Raw genomic sequence first — 18,827 nt, 5'->3', positions numbered from 1 at the left:
GAGGTTGCCGTCAGTCCACCGGCACCTCGGCCCACACCGCCTTGCGGTCTTCCTTCCGGTCGAACCCCCAGTGCACGGACAACCGGTTGACCAGCAGCAACCCGCCGCCCGACGGGTCGTCGGCCCGGCCCAGCACGGGCAGCAGGCTCGGACTGCGGTCCTCCACCTCGACCCGCACGACACCGCGGTCGTCCACGCGGTACAGCCGCATCCGCCAAGGACCCGCGGCGTGCGCCCGTGCGTTGGCGACCAGTTCGGCGACGATCAGCACGAGGTCGTCGACGCGTCGACCGTCCACCCCGTGCGCCACCTGCCGCACCCAGCCGTCGACACCGTCCGGCGAGGAGACGCCGCCCAACTCCAGGTCGAGCCCGTCGTCAGGCAGGTCCACCATGTTCATGACACGCTCCTCCGACACCCTGTTTTCTCAAGGCGCACGCACGAGGTAACCACTCATCGGGCTCCTCAAACCACGATTTGACCACCGTGTCGCCGCTGTTAGCCTGCGGTGGTGCTGGAGATCGACATCGAGTTGGACGACGGCCGGGCGCTGCACGCCTACGACTCCGGCGCCGGCGCCCTCGCCGTGCTCTGGCACCACGGCACGCCCAACACCGGCGCGCCGCCCCGGCCGCTGTTCCCCGCCGCCGAACGGCTCGGCATCCGCTGGGTGTCCTACGACCGCCCCGGTTACGGCGGGTCCACCCCGGAACCGGGCCGGGACGTCGCCTCCGCCGCCCGCTGCGCCGCCGCCGTCGCCGACGCGCTGGGCATCGAGCGGTTCGCCGTGTTCGGCCACTCCGGCGGCGGGCCGCACGCCCTCGCGTGCGGCGCGCTGCTGCCGGAACGGGTGCTCGGCGTGGTGAGCGGCGCCGGGCTCGCGCCGTTCGACGCCGACGGGCTCGACTGGTTCGCGGGCATGGCGGCGTCCGGGGTGGCGTCGCTGCGCGCGGCGGCGGCCGGGCGGGCGGTGAAGGAGCGGTTCGAGGCGTCCGACGAGGTCTACGACCCGGAGTTCACCCCGGCGGACCTCGACGCGCTGGCCGGCGACTGGGCGTGGTTCGACGAGGTGGTGGGACCGGCCGTCGCCGCCGGACCGGCCGCGCTGGTCGACGACGACCTGGCGTACGTCACCCCCTGGGGCTTCGACCCGGCCGACGTGACCGCGCCCGTGCTGCTGCTGCACGGCGGCCGTGACCGGGTGGTGCCGAGTTCGCACGGGGAGTGGTTGGCGCGCCGGTGCCCGCGGTCCGAACTGCGACTGTCCTCAGAGGACGGGCACATCTCGGTGCTGACCGCGGGCGGGTCCGCGTTGGAGTGGTTGCGGGAGAGGGCCTAGCGCCCGCTCGCGCTCAGCGGCGGCTTCCCCGTGCCCGCAGGTGCGCCCGTTCGCCCTGCGGTCCGAACAGGACGAGCAGTTCGACGGGGCCGCCGTCGGCGCTGCCGAGCCAGTGCGGCAGCCCGGTGTCGAACTCGGCCTCCTCGCCGGGCGGCAGCACCACGTCGTGGTCGCCGAGCACCAGCCGCAGGCGTCCGTCGAGGACGTGGAGCCATTCGAAGCCCTCGTGCGACTGCGGGGTGACGTGCCCGGTGTCGCCGGGGATGAGCACCTTGTAGGCGTGCACGCCGCCCGCGCGCCGGGACAGCGGCAGGAACGTCATGCCGAACCGGTGGACCGGGGCGGGGTGGATCCGCGGGTCGCCGGTGCGCGGCGCGCCGACCAGGTCGTCCAGCGGGACGTCGTGGGCGCGGGCCAGCGGCAGCAGCAGTTCGAGGGTGGCCTTCCGCTGCCCGCTCTCCAACCGGGACAGCGTGCTCTCCGACACCCCCGTCCGCGCGGCGAGGTCGGCCAGCGTCAGGCCGCGGCCGCGACGCAGGGCGCGCAGCCGGGGGCCGACCGCGCGCAGCACGTCCTCGAAGTCCTCGCTCACCCCGTCATCTTGCCGAAACCGCAAGAAAGCGTGCCAGTGCGCGCGGTCGGGGCGACGCTGGCCCCCACACCGCCGCACAGGAGGAGCCGCCGTGCCAATGCCCGCCACCGACCACCCCGACGAGCCCGCCCGGTTCTGGGAGGACCACTACGCCCGCACCGCCCCGCCCGCCGAACCGCGGGTGAACGCCCGGCTCGCGGAGGTCGCCACGTTCCTGCCGCCGGGGCGGGCGCTCGACCTCGGCTGCGGCCCCGGCGGCGACGCCCGGTGGCTCGCCGGTCGTGGTTGGCGGGTGACGGCGGTCGACATCTCCGGCACCGCGGTCGCCCGGCTGGACGACCACGCGCGTTCGGCGGGCCTCCCGATCACCGCCGAGCGGCACGACCTGGCGGTGAGCTTCCCCGACGGCCGGTTCGACCTGGTGTCGGCGCAGTACCTGCACACGCCGTTCGACCTGCCCCGCGCGCGCGTCCTGCGGACCGCCGCGCAGGCCCTGACCGCCGGCGGGCGGCTGCTGGTCGTGGATCACGGCTCCACCGCGCCCTGGTCGTGGGACCAGGACCCCGACGCCCGCTTCCCGGCACCGGCGGAGGTCGCGGGGGAGTTGGACCTCGATCCCGCGCGGTGGACCGTCGAACGCGCGGACGCGCCCCGCCGGACGGCCGTCGGGCCCGGCGGGCGGACCGCCGAGGTGGTCGACCACGTCCTGCTGATCCGTCGGACCGGCTGACCCCTGCGTAAGCACGTCCCGGCTCAGGTGATCACGCCCGGTGAGCGGGCTCCCGCGCGAGTTCCTGGGCCAGTTCCACCGCGGCCCGCGCCGGGTCGTGGTCGAACCGGCTGGGGAACGCGTCGTGCATCCGCCACCCCGCACCGCGCAGCGCGCGCCACCGGTCCAGGTGCGCCGCCGGGCCGTCCGGGTGCGGCCGGGTGTCCAGGGCGACGGCCGCTTGGCGCTCGCCCACCACCAGGTCCACCCGCCACCGACCCACCGGGTAACCGGTCCGCACGGTCAGGCCCAGCGCCACCAGTTCCGCCGCCAGCACCCTGGTCCACTCGTCCGGCGGCGTGGCGCCCGCGGTCCCGGTCGGCGGTGTCCCGGCGTGCCGCAGGTACTCGCCGATCAGGCCGACGGGCTCGGTCGCCGACGTGACCACGTGCACCAGCCGGCGCGCCCGGGTGGTCAGCACGGCCAGCAGGTTCCGGTCGTTGGCGAACCGCCAGGCGGCCGGCCGGTCCTCGTCGGTCAGCGCCAGGCTGATCACCACCTCGTCGAACTCCGAGCCCTGCACCCCGTGCACGGTCCCGACGCGCACCCCGCCCGTGGTGATCTCGTCCAGGCTCAACCGGTCGAGCAGCGCCCGCTCCAGCGCGTCCGCCTGCGCCCGGAACGGCGTCACGACGCCGGTCGAGCGGACCCCGGCGGCGATCCGGCGGCGCAGGTGCGCGAGCACCGCCTCCACCTCGACCTCGTTGACGCCCTTGTCGTCACGCACGCCCGCGACCCGTTCGACGTCGATGCAGTCCACGTCGGCGACGGACGGGTGCGTGGTGAGCAGCGCGATCCGGCCCTCGTAGAACCGGGTCGCGGCGAAGCCGATCAGGTGCGGCGCGCAGCGGTGGTGCTCGGTCAGCCAGTGCACCCCGGCCACCGCCGCGCCCGCGTCGAACAGGCTGACCTTCGGCACGTCCAGCCGGTCCGCCAGCGAACCGGCGCCTTCCGCCGCCACCGCCTCGCGCACCGCCCGCTCGCCGACGAACGACACGTGCCGCAGCTGACGCGGGTCGCCGCCGATCACCGCCCGCCTGCCGCGCAGCAGCGCGGGCGCGGCCAGCGGCTGGTCGACGTGGCTCGCCTCGTCGATCACCACCAGGTCGAACGCGCCCGGCACGGCGGGCAGGATGTCCTCGACGTCGGCCAGCGTCCCCACCCACAGCGGCAGCGCCGCGACCAGGTGCTCGGTGGACACCCCGGCCAGGGCCCGCCGCCGGGCCGCCCGACCCGACCGCAGCGCGGTGGCCAGCGCCGCCACCGCCCGCCGGGGCCCAGCGCCGCGCCCGCTCACCGCCAGGGCGGCGACCCACCCGGCGATCGCGGCGTGGGCGCGCGCGTCCCCCTCGGCCAGCAGCCCGCGCAACGAGGTGAGCGACGTGCCGCCGTCCGTGGCGACCCGGACCTGCGCGGCCGACTGCTCGGCGGCCAGCACCGCCGCCTCCAGGTCGACCACGCCGACGTCGGCCGCCGCGCCGACCAGCCTGCGCGCCGACCGGACCGCCCACCGCGTCCGCCACCCGCCGAACAGCCCCGTCCTGGGGCGCAGCAGCCCGTGCAGCCGCTCGAAGTCCGCACCGTCCGCGAACGCGCGCGGCGCGACCGAGCGGTGCGCGGGCATCAGCGCCTGGAACCGCACCGCCGCCCCGACCAGCTCCTCGTCCCGCAACGCCGCGCCGACCGCCCGCTCGACCCGGGTCACCGCCGCGGTGGCGGCCCGCCGGTCCCGGTCGAGCCGGTCCAGCTCGCCCTTCGCGGTGGTGGCTGCCAGCCCGGCGCTCAGCTCCCGCGCCACCTCCTGCCGCAGCTCGGAGTCGCCGAACAGGACCGGCGCCGGTCCGCCCGCCCGGCGCAGCGCCTCGCCGAGCACGTCGGCGGCGTTGCGGGTCCGACTGGCCAGCAGCACCGAGCGGCCGGAGGCGACGGCGTCCAGCGCGATCGCGGCCAGCGTGTGCGTCTTGCCGCTGCCCGGCGGCCCGCCGACCACCGTCACCGGCGCGGTCCGGGCCGCCAGCACGGCCGCCCGCTGGCTCGGGCTCAACGGCAGCGCACCGGCCAAGTCGCCCACCGGTTCCACCGGGTCCGCCGCGGTCGAGTAGAGGCCCGCCAACGCGGTCGCCTCCACGCCCGGCGTGCGCGCCCACGCGTACAGCGCCGAACCGCGCTCGGTGCTGACCACCGGCTCACCGGCGTGCAGCCCGGCGCCCGCGACCACGACCAGCTCGTCGCCGCCGACCAGCCCGCGCGGGTCGTGCTCCGGCCCGAGCACCGGCACGCCGGTGAACCCGCTCGCCGCCAGCGTCGCCCCGATCCACTCCGGGCCCCTGGCCAGCCGCGTCTCCAACTCGGCCGCCCGGGACCAGTCGGCCAGCAGGGGGAAGACCCCCACGTCACCGGCGACCTGGAAGGCGTAGCCCCGCCTGCCCGCCGGGTGCAGCCGGACCGGCCGCGACACCAGGGGCAGGCACATCCGCCTGCGCCGGCCGTCCACCGTCGCCGGTCCGCACAGGAACGCCCAGCCCAGCCGCAGCAGCCGGTCCTCCCGGTGCAGCGCGTCGAACGAGGCCAGCCGGTCGACGGGCGCCTGCTGGTCGGGCCGCGCGGTCCACGGCGTCGGCGTCCGCTGCGGCAGCTCTTGGTCCTGATCCCCGCCGAGGGTCCGCCACGCGGTCTCGTCGTCGCCGAGCCACACCAGCCCGGCCGTCCTGGTCAGGTCGAGCTGCACCCGTTGCGGCTGCTCGGACGCGCTGAGCCGGGCCAGCGTGCGCAGCACTGCGGGTACGGTCACGCGCGAATCCTGCCACCCGGGTACGACATCCGGACCCGGACCGGGCGCGAAGACCGGGCCCGGGTTTCAGGCCGAGCCGCTGAACACGGCGAAGCTCGGGCTGCGCCGCAGCGGACCCCGGAACTCCTCGCCCCGCCCGTCGTCGGGCACGACGGTGGCGTGCCGGGTCACGTCGCGCAGCCCGGCGCGGTCCAGCGCTGCCTCGACCACGCCGCCCGGCCAGCAGAACGAGTCGAAGTCGAACGGCGGGCCGCCGTGCACCCGCACCACCACCGGCTGCCGCGCACCGGGCGGACCGGTGCTTACCGCCTCGCGTAGTCGGCCGGCACGTCCCAGTCGGCGCAGGGGTTGGGCGCCAGCACGACCAGCCTGCCGCCGGGCGCGAGGTTGGCCCGCGGGTTGCTGGGCATCCGGTCCAGCGCGGCCAGCAGCGTGGCGCGTTCGTACAGCTCGCCGAGCGCGTCGTGCTGACCGTCCGACCCCGCCACACCCCGAGCCTAGGGGCGACCGTAGAGGCCGCCATGACCCGAACCGGCGAAGTACTCGGTGAACGGGTGGACCGCGGCGGCCAGTCGGATCAGCGCGCCGTCGCCCTCCAGCGCGTTCTGGATCACCGACCGGTGGCCGGGGTGCGCGCCGAGCGCCACGATCACCTCGGAGACCTGCTCGGCCTTCACCGCGTCGCCGATCGGCGCGAGGCACTCCCGCACGGCCACCGCGTCGGCGCGGGCGATCCGGTGACCGAGAACGGCCCGCCGGCCGGGATCGGCGGCGAGCGCGACGCGGAACCCCGGCGCCGCGACCTCGTCCCGCGCCAGGTCGCCGAACTCCGCGAGCAGCGCCAACGACAACATCTCGTAAGCGGCCCGGATGCGCTCGGCCCGGAGCGACTGCGGTTCGACGCGGAACACCCGCACCAGCCGGTCGGCCGCCGCCACCACGTCCCGCCGGCGGACCACGCCATCGGCGTTGGAATCGAACAAGCGCAACCTGCGCGAGAATCTTTCGACCAGGTCACCGTCTTCCACGACGGACCTCGATGCGATTCATAGCGCCCCCTGATCCGATGTTATCGGCAGTGGACTTCCATTATCACCACTCGGAAGTGTGATCACGCCGCGATCCGGCGGGCTGCCGCCGACAACGCGGGAACGGCGGCAGGACGACGTCGGAACCGGCGCCGGGTAGGATTCCACCCGGTGGTGAGGCTCGGCCCACCCCGCGGCCGGCGCCGACGACGTCCCGGCGCCACACCCTCCCCGGAGACAGGAGTCGACGCGTGCGCACCCCGCCTCGTGCCCTGTCCTGCCCGCCGTAGCGGGACCTCCGCCCCCTCCAAATCCCCGACACCGCCGCGGCCCCGCCCGGCGGGACCGCGTTCGCGCGCCCGGTGGCGCGCCCCGAGCTCGACAGGTGGCTGTGAACCCCTCCGCACCGAAGACGGCGTCCCGCCGCCCGGTCCTGGCCGCGCTGCGCGACCCGAAGGTCCTGCGCACCGAAGTGCTCGCCGGGCTGGTGGTGGCCCTGGCCCTGATCCCCGAGGCGATCTCCTTCTCGATCATCGCCGGCGTCTCGCCCAGCGTCGGCCTGTTCGCCTCGTTCACCATGGCCGTGGTGATCTCGGTCGTCGGCGGGCGTCCCGCGATGATCTCCGCCGCCACCGGCGCGGTCGCCCTGGTCGTCGCGCCGCTCGTGCACGACCACGGCCTCGGGCACCTGCTGGCCGCGGTGATCCTGGGCGGCCTGGTCCAGGTCGCGCTCGGCGCGATCGGCGTGGCCGGGCTGATGCGGTTCGTGCCGCGCTCGGTGATGGTCGGGTTCGTCAACTCGCTGGCCATCCTGATCTTCCTGGCCCAGGTGCCGGAGCTGGTCGACGTGCCGTGGGTGGTGTACCCGCTGGTGGTCGGCGCGCTGGTGCTGATGGTGCTGTTCCCGCGGCTGACCAAGGTCGTGCCCGCGCCGCTGGTGTCGATCGTGGCCCTGACCGCGTTGACGGTGGGCGCGGGCATCGCCGTGCCGACGGTCGGCGACCGGGGCGAGCTGCCCTCGTCCCTGCCCGTGCCGGGCATCCCCGACGTGCCGCTCACGCTGGAGACGTTGCGGATCATCGCTCCGTACGCGCTGGCGCTGGCGCTGGTCGGGCTGATGGAGTCGTTGATGACGGCGAAGCTCGTCGACGACCTGACCGACACCCGGTCGAACAAGACCCGGGAGTCGATCGGGCAGGGCGTCGCCAACGTGGTGACCGGGTTCTTCGGCGGCATGGGCGGCTGCGCGATGATCGGCCAGACGATGATCAACGTGAAGAGCGGCGCGCGGACCAGGCTGTCGACGTTCCTGGCGGGCTCGTTCCTGATGGTGCTGTGCGTGGTGTTCGGGCCGGTGGTGTCGCAGATCCCGATGGCGGCGCTGGTCGCGGTGATGGTGCTGGTGTCGTTCGCGACCTTCGACTGGCACTCGGTCGCGCCGGCCACGCTGCGCCGGATGCCGGTCGGCGAGATCGGCGTGATGGTGATCACCGTGGCCGTGGTGGTGGCCACGCACAACCTGGCGATCGGCGTGGTGGTCGGCTCGATCGCCGCGATGGCGGTGTTCGCCCGCCGGGTCGCCCGGGTGGCCGCCGTCGAGGCGAGGCAGGACGGCGACCGGGTGGTGTACACGGTGACCGGTGAGCTGTTCTTCGCGTCGAGCAACGACCTGGCGCACCGGTTCGACTACGCGGGCGACCCGGACCGGGTGGTGATCGACCTGTCGGCCGCGCACATCTGGGACGCCTCGTCGGTGGCGGTGCTGGACGCCGTCACCGCGAAGTACGAGCAGCGGGGGAAGACGGTCGAGATCACCGGCCTGAACCGGCACAGCGCCGAGATCCACGGCGCCCTGACGGGCGAACTGCGCAGCCACTGAGGTCGGCTGGGGTGGTCGGTCAGGCGATAGCCGGTCGGTTGGTAGTCCTGCGGTGGCCGGTCGGTGGCCGGTCGGTGGTCGTCGTGCGGCGGTCGGGCGGTGGCCGGTCGGTCAGGTGGGCGGCGGTCAAGCGGTGGCCGGCGGTGGCGAGTCCCCGCCCCGCCGGTCCAGCTCGGCCAGCGCCTCGCGGTGGGCGCGGTCGAGGGCGTCGGTGGCCGGGACCTCGATGTCCGGCGTCACGCCGACCAGCTCCCAGTTCGTGCCGGACACCGGGTTGACCGCCCGCGCGACCGGGACGGTCGCCTCCAGGTGCGGGTGCACGGTGAAGCCGCGCCGCGGGTGCGCGCCGCCGCCGGTGCGCTCGCCGACCACCACGGCCCGGTCGAGCTGCTGCAGGTCGTAAGCCAGTTCCTCGGCGCCGGAGAACGTCTTACCGCTGGTCAGCACGTACACCGGCTTCGTGCCGCCGAACCGCGCGCCCGGCACGTGCGACTGGCTCCAGAACTGCCGGGCCGCCGCACCGGACCGGTCGTGCATGGTGTTCAGGTGGGTCGCCTCGTCCAGCAGGTAGCTGCACGCGAACGCGACCGTCTGCGGGTCGCCGCCGGTGTTGTCGCGCAGGTCGAGCAGCAACGCCTCGGCGTGCGACGCCAGCGTGAACGCGGCGGTGATGCCCTCGGCGGCCCACGCCAGCGGGAACAGGGACGGCGCCAGTTCCAGGTGGACCACGCCGCCCGCCAGCAGGCGCAGCTGCGGCACGCCGCCGAGGGACCGCTCGAACTCGCGGGCGACCTGCCGCATGACCGCCTCGTCGTCGCCCTCGGGCACCTCGTCCCGGTGGAACTTCAGCCGCAGGTGCCGGTCGCCGTTCACCGACTGGAGGTCGGCGGTGACGACGGCGGCCAGCTCCTCGGGGGTCGCCGCCGAGTACGCCGCCGTCCGGGCGGCGAGCAGGGCGTCCAACTCCGCCGCCACGTCCTGGAAGACGTAGTGCTCGACCAGCAGGCCGCGAGTCCGGTCGATGATCGCTGGGATGTCCACGCCGCGAAGTAGACCAGCGGTGTTGCGAAAGCGTCAAGAGAGTTAGACACTTCGTGGGTGGACGAGGTGCTGGAGGTCGGCTCGCCCGGGCAGTACAAGGCGTTGGCGCACCCGCTGCGCCAACGCCTGCTGTTCGCGCTCGGCCGCGCGCCCGCGACGACCAGCCAGCTGGCGGTCTCGCTCGGCGCGCAGAAGGGCAACGTCGCCCACCACCTGAAGGTGCTGCGGGAGGCCGGCCTGATCCGCGTCGCCGAGACCCGCCGGGTGCGCGGCGGCACCGAGCGGTACTACCAGCGCACGGCGAAGCGCCTGTCCGTGCCGGGTCCGGCGGCCGGGCACACCGAGGCGCTGCTCGGCGCGGTCGCCGAGGAGCTGCGGCAGGCGCCCGGGCAGCCGGTGCTGGCGCTGCGCCACCTCCGGCTCACCGAGGAGGGCGCGCGGGAGCTGGGCGAGGTGCTGCGGCGGGTGGTGGACCAGGCCGAGGACGTCGGAGGTGACGAAGCCGTGCACGGCGTCCTGGTGGCCCTGTACCGGCAGTCCTGATCCCGGCACACTGGAACCGGCGGCGCTTCCCCCGTTGCCCGACACCAGGGGGGACCGAGCATGTCCAAGTACCGGGCGGCACTGGCCGCCGTCGAACGGGGTTGGCCCGTGGTCCCGCTGCGCCCGCACGGCAAGGCGCCCGCGGTGCCCGGCTGGGACGCCGAGGCCACCCTGGACCGCGACCGGATCAGGAGCTGGTGGTCGCGCCGGGCCTACAACGTCGGCATCGCGTGCGGCCCGGCCGGGTTGCTGGTGGTCGACCTCGACGTGCCGCACGGCCGCGAGGCGTTCGCCCGCCGGGCCTGGCAGCACGGCGCGGAGGACCCCCGCGACACCTACACGGTGGCGACGCCCAGCGGGGGAGAGCACCGTTACTTCCGGGCTCCCGACGCGCCGCTGGGCAACAGCGTCGCCAAGCTCGCGCCGCACGTGGACACGCGTGGCGCGGGCGGGTACGTGGTGGCGGCGGGCTCGCAGCTCGGCGACGGCCGGTACCGGGTGCTTCGGGACGCGCCGGTGGCGCCCGCCCCGGGGTGGCTGGTCGCCGTGCTGACCCCGGAGCCGCCCGAAGACCTGCCGATCCCGGCGCAACGCCCCGCGCCGCGCCGGGTGGACGCCTACCGCGCCGCCGTCGTGGAGGGCGAGGTGGAACGCGTCCGCGAGGCCAGGCCGGGCGTCCGCGCGCACATCGTGTTCACGGCCGCCTGCCGGCTCGGCGAACTGGTCGGCGCCGGCTGGCTGGACGAGGCGAGCGCCGTGGCGGCGCTGCTGACCGCGGCCTCGGCGCACAACGGCGTCGAGGGGTGGACCGAGCGGGAGGCGCTGCACCACGTCGAGAACGGCATCGCGCTCGGCCGCCGCCGACCTCGCGTGCTGCGCTGAGCCCCCGGGTCACCCCTCGGGCAGCTCGGCGCCGTCCCGGTCGGCCCACTCCAGCAGCGGTTCCAGCGAGAACGGCGCGTCGTCGATCCCGGCGTGCAGGTCGCCCAGCTCGGCGAACCGCGCGGGCACCGTGGCGATGGTGAAGTCGCGCGGGTCCAGCGAGTCGACCTCGTCCCACCGCACGGGTGTCGACACGGTCGCCTCCGGCACGCCCCGCACCGAGTACGCGCTCGCGATCGTGTGGTCGCGAGCATTTTGGTTGTAGTCCACGAAGACGCTGCCCGGGTCCCGATCCCGCCGCCACCACGCGGTGGTCACGTCGTCCGGCGCACGCCGCTCCACCTCGCGCGCGAACGCCAGCGCCGCCCGCCGCACGTCGGTGAAACCCCACTCCGGCCTGATCCGCACGTAGACGTGCAGCCCCGCCCCGCCCGACGTCTTCGGCCAGCCCACCGCGCCCAGCTCGGCCAGCACCTCCCGCACGACCCGCGCGACCCGCCGCACCCGGGAGAACGGGCAGTCCGGCATCGGGTCCAGGTCGATGCGCCACTCGTCCGGCTTCTCGGTGTCGGCGGCGCGCGAGTTCCACGGGTGGAACTCCACGGTCGACATCTGCACCGCCCACAGCACGTCCGCCAGGTCGCCGACGCACAACTCGTCGGCGTGCCGGTCGTAGCGGGGGAAGTGCACCCGCACGGTCCGCACCCACGGCGGCGCGCCCCGCGGCAGCCGCTTCTGGTGCACCTTCTCGCCGGTCACCCCGGACGGGAAGCGGTGCATCATGCACGGGCGGTCGCGCAGGGCGCGGACGACGCCGTCGCCGACCGCGAGGTAGTACCGGGCGAGGTCCAGCTTGGTCTCCCCGCGCGCGGGGAAGTAGACGCGATCCGGGTTGGAGATCCGCACGGCGCGGTCCCCGACCTCCAGCTCCACCGAAGGCACCTGTCCGGCCATGCGGGCAAACCTAACCCGGATCGCGCCGATCAGCTCGCCACCAACCTCCTCCCCCTGGTCGTCGCGGCGATCGCGGTGGCGGCGACGGCGACGGCGGCGCCCACGAGGGGGACAGCCGGGGCGTCGATCGCGCCGCCGAGCACACCGGCGCAGGCGATGCCCGTGTAGATCGCGGACGCGTTCAGGGCGAGCAGGAGGTTCGCCCGGTCCGGGTCCACTGCCACCAGGGCCGCGAACAGCGGTGGGTTGAACGCCCAGAACAACCCGCCCCACGCGGCCATCACGACGAACGCCGTCGGCCCGACCGGCGCGGTGGCCAGCACCGCGAGCACCGCGGCGCACCCGCCCAGCGCCACCAGCAGCGGTGTGCGCGGCCCGTGCCGGTCCGCGGCCAGGCCGCCGATCGCGTTGCCGAGCACGCCGCCGACGCCGTAGGCGAGCAGGTGGCCGCCGTCCGGTGGCCGGCCGGTGATCGCGCCGAGGTAGCCGTACACCGCGAACGTCGCCAGGCACGCCAGCAGCGACACGGCCAGCAGCCGCCGCACCGGCGGGTCGGCCAGCGGCGCGAGCCGCTGCCGGAACCCGACCACCGGACCGGGCGGCACCCGCGGCACGGCGGCCCGCACCACCAGGGCCGCGACCACGCACAGCACCGCGACCAGCACGAACGCCGCCCGGTAGCCGTGCTGGTCGGCCACCAGCCGCCCGGCGGGCACGCCGAGCAGGGTCGCCGCGGTCAGACCCGCGGTGACCACCGCCATCGCCCTGGCCTTGTGGTCGGGGTCGAGCTGGGCGGCGACCGCGGTGGCCGCCGGGGTGGCCAGCGCCGCGCCGCACGCGGTGAGCACCCTGGCGACCAGCAGCAGGTCCAGCGTCGGCGCGACCGCCGAGCCGATGTTGCCCAGCGCGGTGACCAGCAGCGCGACCACCAGCAGGGTGCGCCGCTCGACCCGCGCCGTCAGCATCGCCAGCAGGGGCGAGCCGACCGCGTAGGCCAGGGCGAACGCCGTCAGCGTGTGCCCGGCCGCGGCGGTGGTGACGCCGTGGTCGGCGGCGACCTCGGTGAGCACCGCCGCGACCACGTACCCGCTGGACCCCGCGGCCACGGTCGTCGCCGCGAGCGCGGAGGTCCGGGCGCGCATCAGGACACCAGGCGGGGTGGCGCCGGGGTCAGGTACGCGGTGAGGTCGGGTGGTCGGCGGCCGGTGAACGCGACCCGGTAGACGGTCTCGCGGACCAGCGCCACGGGTCTGCCCGCGCTGAGCAGGGTCGCCTGGCACCACAGGGCGGGCACGTCGTCGGGGTCGTCGGGCAGCGGGTCGGCGAAGTCGGGGTCGTCGGGCGCCCGGCTGGTGGTGGCGTAGTGGGTGGCCCGGCGCGCCCCGGTGACCAGCATGCCGAGCGGGGTGTAGCCGCGGGCCAGCTCGTCGCGCCCGGGTTCGTCCAGTTCGAGGCCGCGCTGGTGCACCAGCGCGGTGATGGCGGCGAGGCGGGGGCCGTTGTCGCCGAGGTGGGGCACCAGGTAGCCCTCGCGGCGGGTCACGGCGGTGTTCGGGGGGAGGCCGAGCAGGTGGGCCTGGCGCGGGGTGAGGTGGTGCCGGGTGTCGGGTTGCCGGGGGTCGCGGCGCAGGCGGTAGCCCACCCACAGGGACAGCACGCGGGTGAAGGGGACGGGTACGTCGCGCAGGAACCTGGCCATGGTCTCGGCGCGGGCTCCTGCCTCGTCCGCGTGCGCGGCGGGGACTGAAGGGATCATCGGGGTGCACCTTTCGGTCAGGCCGCACAGGTCGTCGTGCGGACATCGGTGCGATGCACCCACGATGAGGCCGCATCAATGCGGAAACATCGGTCGGGTGACGTAGAAGATCGCGCATTTATTCCACTGTGGACAAAGTGAGCACCGCTCGGTTCACGCCTGTGATCGGCTATTGACTTCCGCGACGCCGCGCCGGGCCTACCTGGCCCGGGCCGGAGGCCATCGCGTGGCTGGAGACCTGCCGGCTCACCGAGGACCAGATCGGCGACAACCCGCTGCCGGCCGGCCGGACGCACCCCACGTTCGTCGAACTGGGCGCCACCGCGCCCAGTTCGTCCACTTCTCCCCGCGAACCCTCGCCCTACGACCCCCGAACCCCACCGGCGGAACCGCCGTACACCCCGACCGACCGCCCGCAGGTCATCAGCACCGCCGCCCACGTCGCCAACACGGCCGAGCCGACCTCCTGGCCGGCCCGCTGATCACCGGCCCACTCGCCGCCGATCACCCCACCGGCGCATCAGGTCCAGCACCCGCAACCCCACCGCGGGCGCCACCGCGCCGACCCGCGCCATCCCCGCCCGGTGGCCCGGCACCGCGCGGACCAACCGGCGGCCGTCCAGCATCGCCACCGCCCGATCGGCCACCTCCGCCGCCGACAGCAGCCGACCGCCGGAGAACAGGATCGCCGACGCCGGGTCGTCGCGGACCGAGCGCACCAGCCCGGTGTCCGCCGCGTCCGGGCAGCAGGTGAGCACCCGCACCGGCACACCGGCCCGCCGCAGGTCGCCCTCCAGGCTCAGCCCGAAGTTCACCACCCCCGCCTTGGTCGCCGCGTACACCGCGAGCCCCGGCACCGGGCCGAACGCCGACATCGACGCGATGTTCAGGATGCGCCCGCCTCCCACCCGCATCGCCTCGACCGCCACCCGGCAGCCGAACACCACCCCCAGCAGGTTCACCTCGACCGTCCGCCGCACCACGTCGTCACCGTGCTCCCACGGCTGACCGGTGAGCACCACCCCGGCGTTGTTGACCCACACCGACAGCCGCCCGAGCGCCGCCGCCCGCTCCGCCACCGCCCGGTGCGCCGCCGGGTCGCGCACGTCGGCCACCACCCCGTGCCCGCCGACCAGCCGGGCGGCCTCCGCCACCCCGGCGTCGACATCGGTCAGCACCACCTCGTACCCGCGCCCGCGCAGCCGGCGGGCGATCTCCAGCCCGAACCCGCGCGCCGCGCCGGTCACCACCGCGACGTCCACCATCAGCTCTCCACCGGTCGGGACGCGAGCCACATCCGGTGCTCGCGGCTGATCGACTCCTCGGCCTCCGCCACCGCGTCGGCCCACTCCACCTCGTCCGCGTCCACCAGTCCTACCCGCACCAGCACCAACTCGCGCGCCGCCAGCGAGTAACCGGTGGCCAGCGCGGAGTGCCGCCGCGTGCCGAGCCACGCCGCGCCGCTCGCCACGACCGCCGCGAGCACGCCCGACAGGTCCGCGTCCCACCCGCCGAACGCCCGCACCCCGGCCAGCCCGATCGCCAGCACCTCGCCGACGATCAACGCGCTGCGCCACCGCAGCGCCCACACCCGGCTGCGCCTGGCCCGGTCCGCGTACCAGTCCTGCTGCCGCCGGAGCCGGTCCTCCAGGTACCCGGCCTTCCGCCGCTCGAACGACGCCGCCCGCAACGCCGTCATCGCGGGCGTGGCGGACGGGTCGCCCTCCAGCGGCAGCCGCTGCTCACCCTGCGCCAGGACCTCGGCCACCCGCTGCCGGAACGACGCCTCCGCCCGCGCCACGTCGGCCGGGAACGGCGCGCCGGCCACCGCGTACCGCCAGGACAGCGACTTGACCGACTCGGCGACCGCGCGCCCGGCGTACCAGTCGCGCTCCGGCTGCTGCGTCCACAGCAGCACCTCCACCACCAGCGCCACCGAGAAGCCCACCATCGCCAGCGCGCCACCCACGGCGGCGTCACCGGCGACCTTCCACGTCACGGCGCCGCCGATGGCCGCCACCACGGCGCTGATCAACCGGATCCGGCTCCACGCCAGCGTCAACCGCTGACCGCGCGCCGACGCGTCCTCGGCGTCGTGGAAGGCGCCGGGCAGGTCGGCGTCGGTCATGCCCCGCCACCCGCGGCGGTCGCCGGGACCTCCGCCCGCGCCAGGGAACCGGCCGCGCCGTCGGCGACGGCGACCACCGCGCCGGACGGGTCCAGCACCGCCGACCGGCCCGCCGTCGACTCGTACCCCTCGCCCGTCCGCCCGGCGAAGCTCGCCAGCGCCACCCAGACGCCGTGGTCGACCGCGATCCGCCGGACGAGCTCGTGCTGGTGGTCCGCCTCCCACACGTGCTTCACGGTCCCGGCCACGTAGACGTCGACGCCCGCCGCCACCGCGTCCGCCGCGTGCCGCGGCACGGCGATGTCCCGGCACACGGCCAACCCCAGCCGCACCCCGTCCACCTCGACCACGGCGGGCCCCGGACCGGGCCGGAAGCGCACCGCCTCGGCGTCGCCCAGCCACACCTTCCGGTACGCCACCCGCACACCCGCGCCGGACACCTCCAGCACGCCGATGTGCCGGCCCTCGACCGGCGCGCCCGCGAACGCCACGGTCCCGGTCTCGCCGCACGCCGCCACCAGCGGTTCCAGCAGGTCCCGCGGCGGCGTCGGCGCGTCCAGGTGGTACCCGGTCAACGACAGCTCGGGGAACGCCACCACCCGCGCGCCCGCCGCGCGCACCGCCGCCGCGTGCGCCGCCGCGTTGGCGGCCACGTCGTAGGAGGTGCAGCGCGGCTGGGCCACAGCGATCGTGATCACCCGCGAACCCTAACGCGGCACCTCCGCCCAATCGACGTCCGAAGCGAGGTGGAAGCCGGTGTAGGCGGGCTGGTTGTAGGTCGTCTGCTGCCGCGCCACGTCCACCCGGTACTGCGGGTCGTGCATCAGCGTGTAGAGCTTGTGCCCGGTGACCTCGGTGCTCAGGTGCACGCGCAACGCCGAGCTGTCCGCCGTGCGCACCACCAGCTCCTCGCGCCAGTCGCCCAGCACGTCGGCCACCAGCGAAGGGTTGCCCTTCGTGCCGTTGTTGGTCCGGGTTCCCCCCGCGGTGAGCAGCGTCCCGCGCCGCCAGTCCTTGATCGTCGGTGTCACGTCCTGCGCGCCGTCCACGATCTGCGTGGTCAGGTCCGCCGCCCACCGGATGCTCGCGTTGGTGCCCGGGATCGACGCGGACAGCGGGCGCCCGTCGGCCGACCACAGGCCGACCGCGCCCGAACCGCCCGGCACCGACGCCCACGTCTCCAGGCCCGGCTCGTCCGGCAGCACGTCGCCGACCATCCCGCGCCCGGTGTCCACGCCGGTGTACGCGCCGTAGACGACCTCGCCCGTGGCGGCGTCGCGCAACGTGTAGCCGTAGGGCGCGGACCGCCCGCCCTCGTGCACCATGTGGATCTCCAGCCCCGGCCGGGCCGGGTCGATGTCGGTGACGTGCAGCGCGTCGCCGTGCCCGAGCCGTTCCACCGCGCCCGGGTTCGCGCTGCCCTCCGGCATGACGCCCTTCGAGCTGTACAGCAGGGAACCGTCGTGGTCGATGGTCGAGGCCCCGTACACGACCTCCTGCTTGCCGTCGCCGTCCACGTCCGCCGCGCTCAGCGAGTGCGCGCCCTGCGTGGCCAGCGAGCCCCACTCCGGCGACGTGCCGTCCTTGCCGTGCACGGGGAAGTTGAACGGGTTGGTCATCGGCACCCAGCCGCTGTCCACGAACCAGTCCTTGACCAGCTCGCGCCCGTTCCACCGGTACGCCGCCAGGGTGGCGCGCGTGTAGTAGCCGCGGGCGAACACCGCCGACGGCCGCTTCCCGTCCAGGTACGCGACCCCGGCCAGGAACCGGTCAACCCGGTTGCCCGGCTCGATGCGGCCCAGCGCGTAGTCGCCCCACATGAGCCCGTCGTCGTGCCTGCCCGGCTCGTACCGCACGGTCTCCAGCTCGCGGCCGGACCTGCCGTCGAACACGGTCAGGTACTCCGGGCCGTCGAGCACGAACCCGGCGAACGCCCGGAGGTTGTTGCGGGAGCTGCGGCTCGGCGCGTACACGTCGACGAAGTGGTCGGCCAGCGCGCGGGCGTCGGCGTCGGACAACGGGTAGGTGTGGCGCGGCTCGATGCCGAACGCCTGCTCCAGCGTCGCGGGCCAGCGCCCGGCGACCACCTCGGGGTGCGCGTGCCAGCCGCGGAACACCGCCACCAGGCGCTCGTAGTAGCCCGCGGCGCTGAGCCGGTAGTCGTCGCGGTTCGAGTAACCCGCCCGCACGTCCTCGCGCGGCATCGTGATGTACCGCTCCGACACGGCCTGCCCGCGCCGGTCGTAGGACGTCACCTTGGTGCCGGGCGCGGTCTTCAGCATCATCTCCGACCGGCCGTCGCCGTCGAAGTCGTAGACCAGGAACTGCGTGTAGTGCGCGCCGGAGCGGATGTTCACGCCCAGGTCCACGCGGTGCAGCAGGGTGCCGTCGAACCGGTAGGTGTCGATGTAGGTCGGCCCGGTGTAGCCGACCTGCGAGACGTCCTTGCTGTTGGACGGGTCCCACTTGACCACGTACTCGTAGCCGCCGTCGCCGTCCACGTCGCCGACGCTGACGTCGTTGGCCGAGTACGTGTACGCCTCGCCGGCCGGGGTCACGCCGTCCGCGGGCTTGCGCAGCGGCAGGTCGTAGGACCCTCCCGACCACGGCGACACGGGGTCGCTCAACGCGCCCTGCCTGCCGCGGACGACCGGCGCCACCCGGTATTGCGAGCCGCCCTGCGGGTCGAGGTAGTTGGTGCTGTCGGTGACCGTGGCGATCCGGCGGCCGTCGCGGTAGACCGCGAACGCCGGACCGGCCAGGCCGGTGGCGGTGTGCCCGGTGACCTCGTGGCGCAGCAGCCGCCAGCTCAGGAACACCCCGCCGTCGGTGCGCGCCGCGGCCAGGCCGCGGTCGAGGCGCTCCAGGCGCGGGCCGGCGGGCGAGGCGCCGCCGGCCGGTGATGTGGACAGGGCGAGCGCTAGTGCCGCCAGGACGGCGAACAGGGGCCGGACGCGGGTCATCGACTGCCTCCAAGGGGCGCGACGGTGCGCGAGGTGCGTGACGGTGCCACACGATGAACCGTTTCAAACCGATCCGCAAGGGTTGACTTCGCCGTGGTCGTGGTGGGCGGACACGAGCCTTGACGCCGTGCCGGGGCTCACCTAGGTTGATTGAACCGATTC

Annotated in this window: 19 protein-coding genes; 5 read left to right on the top strand and 14 right to left on the bottom strand. The window is 75.0% G+C overall.

Going from position 1 to position 18,827, the window contains the following annotated elements:
- Positions 1-10: 10 nt before the first annotated feature.
- Positions 11-400, bottom strand: coding sequence for an ATP-binding protein (locus AB0F89_RS26900; protein ID WP_367128391.1), 390 nt, complete (start codon positions 398-400; stop codon positions 11-13).
- 108 nt (positions 401-508) lie between these two features.
- On the opposite strand from AB0F89_RS26900, the gene AB0F89_RS26895 reads away from it, so the two are divergent.
- Positions 509-1,339 carry an alpha/beta fold hydrolase gene (locus tag AB0F89_RS26895; protein ID WP_367128390.1) on the top strand — a complete coding sequence of 277 codons (831 nt, stop codon included), beginning with the start codon at positions 509-511 and terminating at the stop codon, positions 1,337-1,339.
- 13 nt (positions 1,340-1,352) lie between these two features.
- Here the strand turns inward: AB0F89_RS26895 and AB0F89_RS26890 are convergent, their stop codons facing one another.
- On the bottom strand, positions 1,353-1,931 hold the full coding sequence (locus tag AB0F89_RS26890) for a helix-turn-helix domain-containing protein (RefSeq protein WP_367128389.1): 579 nt from the start codon (positions 1,929-1,931) through the stop codon (positions 1,353-1,355).
- A gap of 97 nt (positions 1,932-2,028) precedes the next feature.
- On the opposite strand from AB0F89_RS26890, the gene AB0F89_RS26885 reads away from it, so the two are divergent.
- The gene (locus AB0F89_RS26885; protein ID WP_367128388.1) at positions 2,029-2,661 is read left to right on the top strand and encodes a class I SAM-dependent methyltransferase; all 633 of its coding nucleotides are present in this window, start codon (positions 2,029-2,031) and stop codon (positions 2,659-2,661) included.
- 31 nt (positions 2,662-2,692) lie between these two features.
- Here the strand turns inward: AB0F89_RS26885 and AB0F89_RS26880 are convergent, their stop codons facing one another.
- The 4 genes from AB0F89_RS26880 to AB0F89_RS26865 form a co-directional block, all read right to left on the bottom strand.
- Positions 2,693-5,491 carry an AAA domain-containing protein gene (locus tag AB0F89_RS26880; protein WP_367128387.1) on the bottom strand — a complete coding sequence of 933 codons (2,799 nt, stop codon included), beginning with the start codon at positions 5,489-5,491 and terminating at the stop codon, positions 2,693-2,695.
- Positions 5,492-5,557: 66 nt separating this feature from the next.
- Positions 5,558-5,761: a hypothetical protein gene (locus AB0F89_RS26875; protein WP_367128386.1), complete on the bottom strand. Its 204-nt coding sequence runs from the start codon at positions 5,759-5,761 to the stop codon at positions 5,558-5,560.
- 32 nt (positions 5,762-5,793) lie between these two features.
- Positions 5,794-5,979 (bottom strand): hypothetical protein, encoded by a 186-nt coding sequence (locus tag AB0F89_RS26870; RefSeq protein WP_367128385.1) that lies wholly within the window; start codon positions 5,977-5,979, stop codon positions 5,794-5,796.
- Between the two features lie 9 nt (positions 5,980-5,988).
- Positions 5,989-6,480 (bottom strand): hypothetical protein, encoded by a 492-nt coding sequence (locus tag AB0F89_RS26865; protein WP_367128384.1) that lies wholly within the window; start codon positions 6,478-6,480, stop codon positions 5,989-5,991.
- 430 nt (positions 6,481-6,910) lie between these two features.
- Between AB0F89_RS26865 and AB0F89_RS26860 the strand changes: the two genes are divergently transcribed.
- The gene (locus tag AB0F89_RS26860) at positions 6,911-8,398 is read left to right on the top strand and encodes a SulP family inorganic anion transporter (protein ID WP_367128383.1); all 1,488 of its coding nucleotides are present in this window, start codon (positions 6,911-6,913) and stop codon (positions 8,396-8,398) included.
- A gap of 126 nt (positions 8,399-8,524) precedes the next feature.
- Here AB0F89_RS26860 and AB0F89_RS26855 read toward each other — a convergent pair whose 3' ends face one another.
- Entirely contained in the window at positions 8,525-9,439 is a 915-nt protein-coding gene (locus AB0F89_RS26855) for a S41 family peptidase (protein WP_367128382.1), read from the bottom strand.
- A gap of 57 nt (positions 9,440-9,496) precedes the next feature.
- Here AB0F89_RS26855 and AB0F89_RS26850 point away from each other — a divergent pair, with 57 nt between their 5' ends.
- Together AB0F89_RS26850 and AB0F89_RS26845 are read left to right on the top strand one after the other, a co-directional pair.
- Positions 9,497-9,982 carry an ArsR/SmtB family transcription factor gene (locus AB0F89_RS26850; protein WP_367128381.1) on the top strand — a complete coding sequence of 162 codons (486 nt, stop codon included), beginning with the start codon at positions 9,497-9,499 and terminating at the stop codon, positions 9,980-9,982.
- 60 nt (positions 9,983-10,042) lie between these two features.
- Entirely contained in the window at positions 10,043-10,864 is an 822-nt protein-coding gene (locus tag AB0F89_RS26845) for a bifunctional DNA primase/polymerase (protein WP_367128380.1), read from the top strand.
- 9 nt (positions 10,865-10,873) lie between these two features.
- Here AB0F89_RS26845 and ligD read toward each other — a convergent pair whose 3' ends face one another.
- The 7 genes from ligD to AB0F89_RS26810 all read right to left on the bottom strand — a co-directional run bounded on the left by ligD (position 10,874) and on the right by AB0F89_RS26810 (position 18,665).
- The gene (gene ligD / locus AB0F89_RS26840) at positions 10,874-11,818 is read right to left on the bottom strand and encodes a non-homologous end-joining DNA ligase (protein WP_367128379.1); all 945 of its coding nucleotides are present in this window, start codon (positions 11,816-11,818) and stop codon (positions 10,874-10,876) included.
- Between the two features lie 29 nt (positions 11,819-11,847).
- Positions 11,848-12,960, bottom strand: coding sequence for an MFS transporter (locus tag AB0F89_RS26835; protein ID WP_367128378.1), 1,113 nt, complete (start codon positions 12,958-12,960; stop codon positions 11,848-11,850).
- Positions 12,960-13,574, bottom strand: a complete 615-nt coding sequence (locus AB0F89_RS26830; RefSeq protein ID WP_367128377.1) for a hypothetical protein — start codon at positions 13,572-13,574, stop codon at positions 12,960-12,962. Before AB0F89_RS26830 ends, AB0F89_RS26835 begins: the two co-directional genes overlap by 1 nt.
- A 482-nt stretch (positions 13,575-14,056) precedes the next feature.
- On the bottom strand, positions 14,057-14,839 hold the full coding sequence (locus AB0F89_RS26825) for an SDR family NAD(P)-dependent oxidoreductase (protein WP_367128376.1): 783 nt from the start codon (positions 14,837-14,839) through the stop codon (positions 14,057-14,059).
- Positions 14,839-15,702, bottom strand: a complete 864-nt coding sequence (locus AB0F89_RS26820; RefSeq protein ID WP_367128375.1) for a DUF4231 domain-containing protein — start codon at positions 15,700-15,702, stop codon at positions 14,839-14,841. Before AB0F89_RS26820 ends, AB0F89_RS26825 begins: the two co-directional genes overlap by 1 nt.
- A complete protein-coding gene (locus AB0F89_RS26815; protein WP_367128374.1) occupies positions 15,699-16,400 on the bottom strand; it encodes a nitrilase-related carbon-nitrogen hydrolase in 702 nt (233 codons plus the stop codon). The genes AB0F89_RS26820 and AB0F89_RS26815 overlap by 4 nt, the downstream gene beginning before the upstream one ends.
- 9 nt (positions 16,401-16,409) lie before the next feature.
- Positions 16,410-18,665, bottom strand: a complete 2,256-nt coding sequence (locus AB0F89_RS26810) for a rhamnogalacturonan lyase (RefSeq protein ID WP_367128373.1) — start codon at positions 18,663-18,665, stop codon at positions 16,410-16,412.
- Between the last annotated feature and the right edge of the window lie 162 nt (positions 18,666-18,827).

The organism is Saccharothrix sp. HUAS TT1, assembly GCF_040744945.1.
Taxonomy (GTDB): Bacteria; Actinomycetota; Actinomycetes; order Mycobacteriales; family Pseudonocardiaceae; genus Actinosynnema.
The sequence above is the reverse complement of the archived record's forward strand: the minus strand, read 5'-3'. Positions and strand labels throughout refer to the sequence as shown.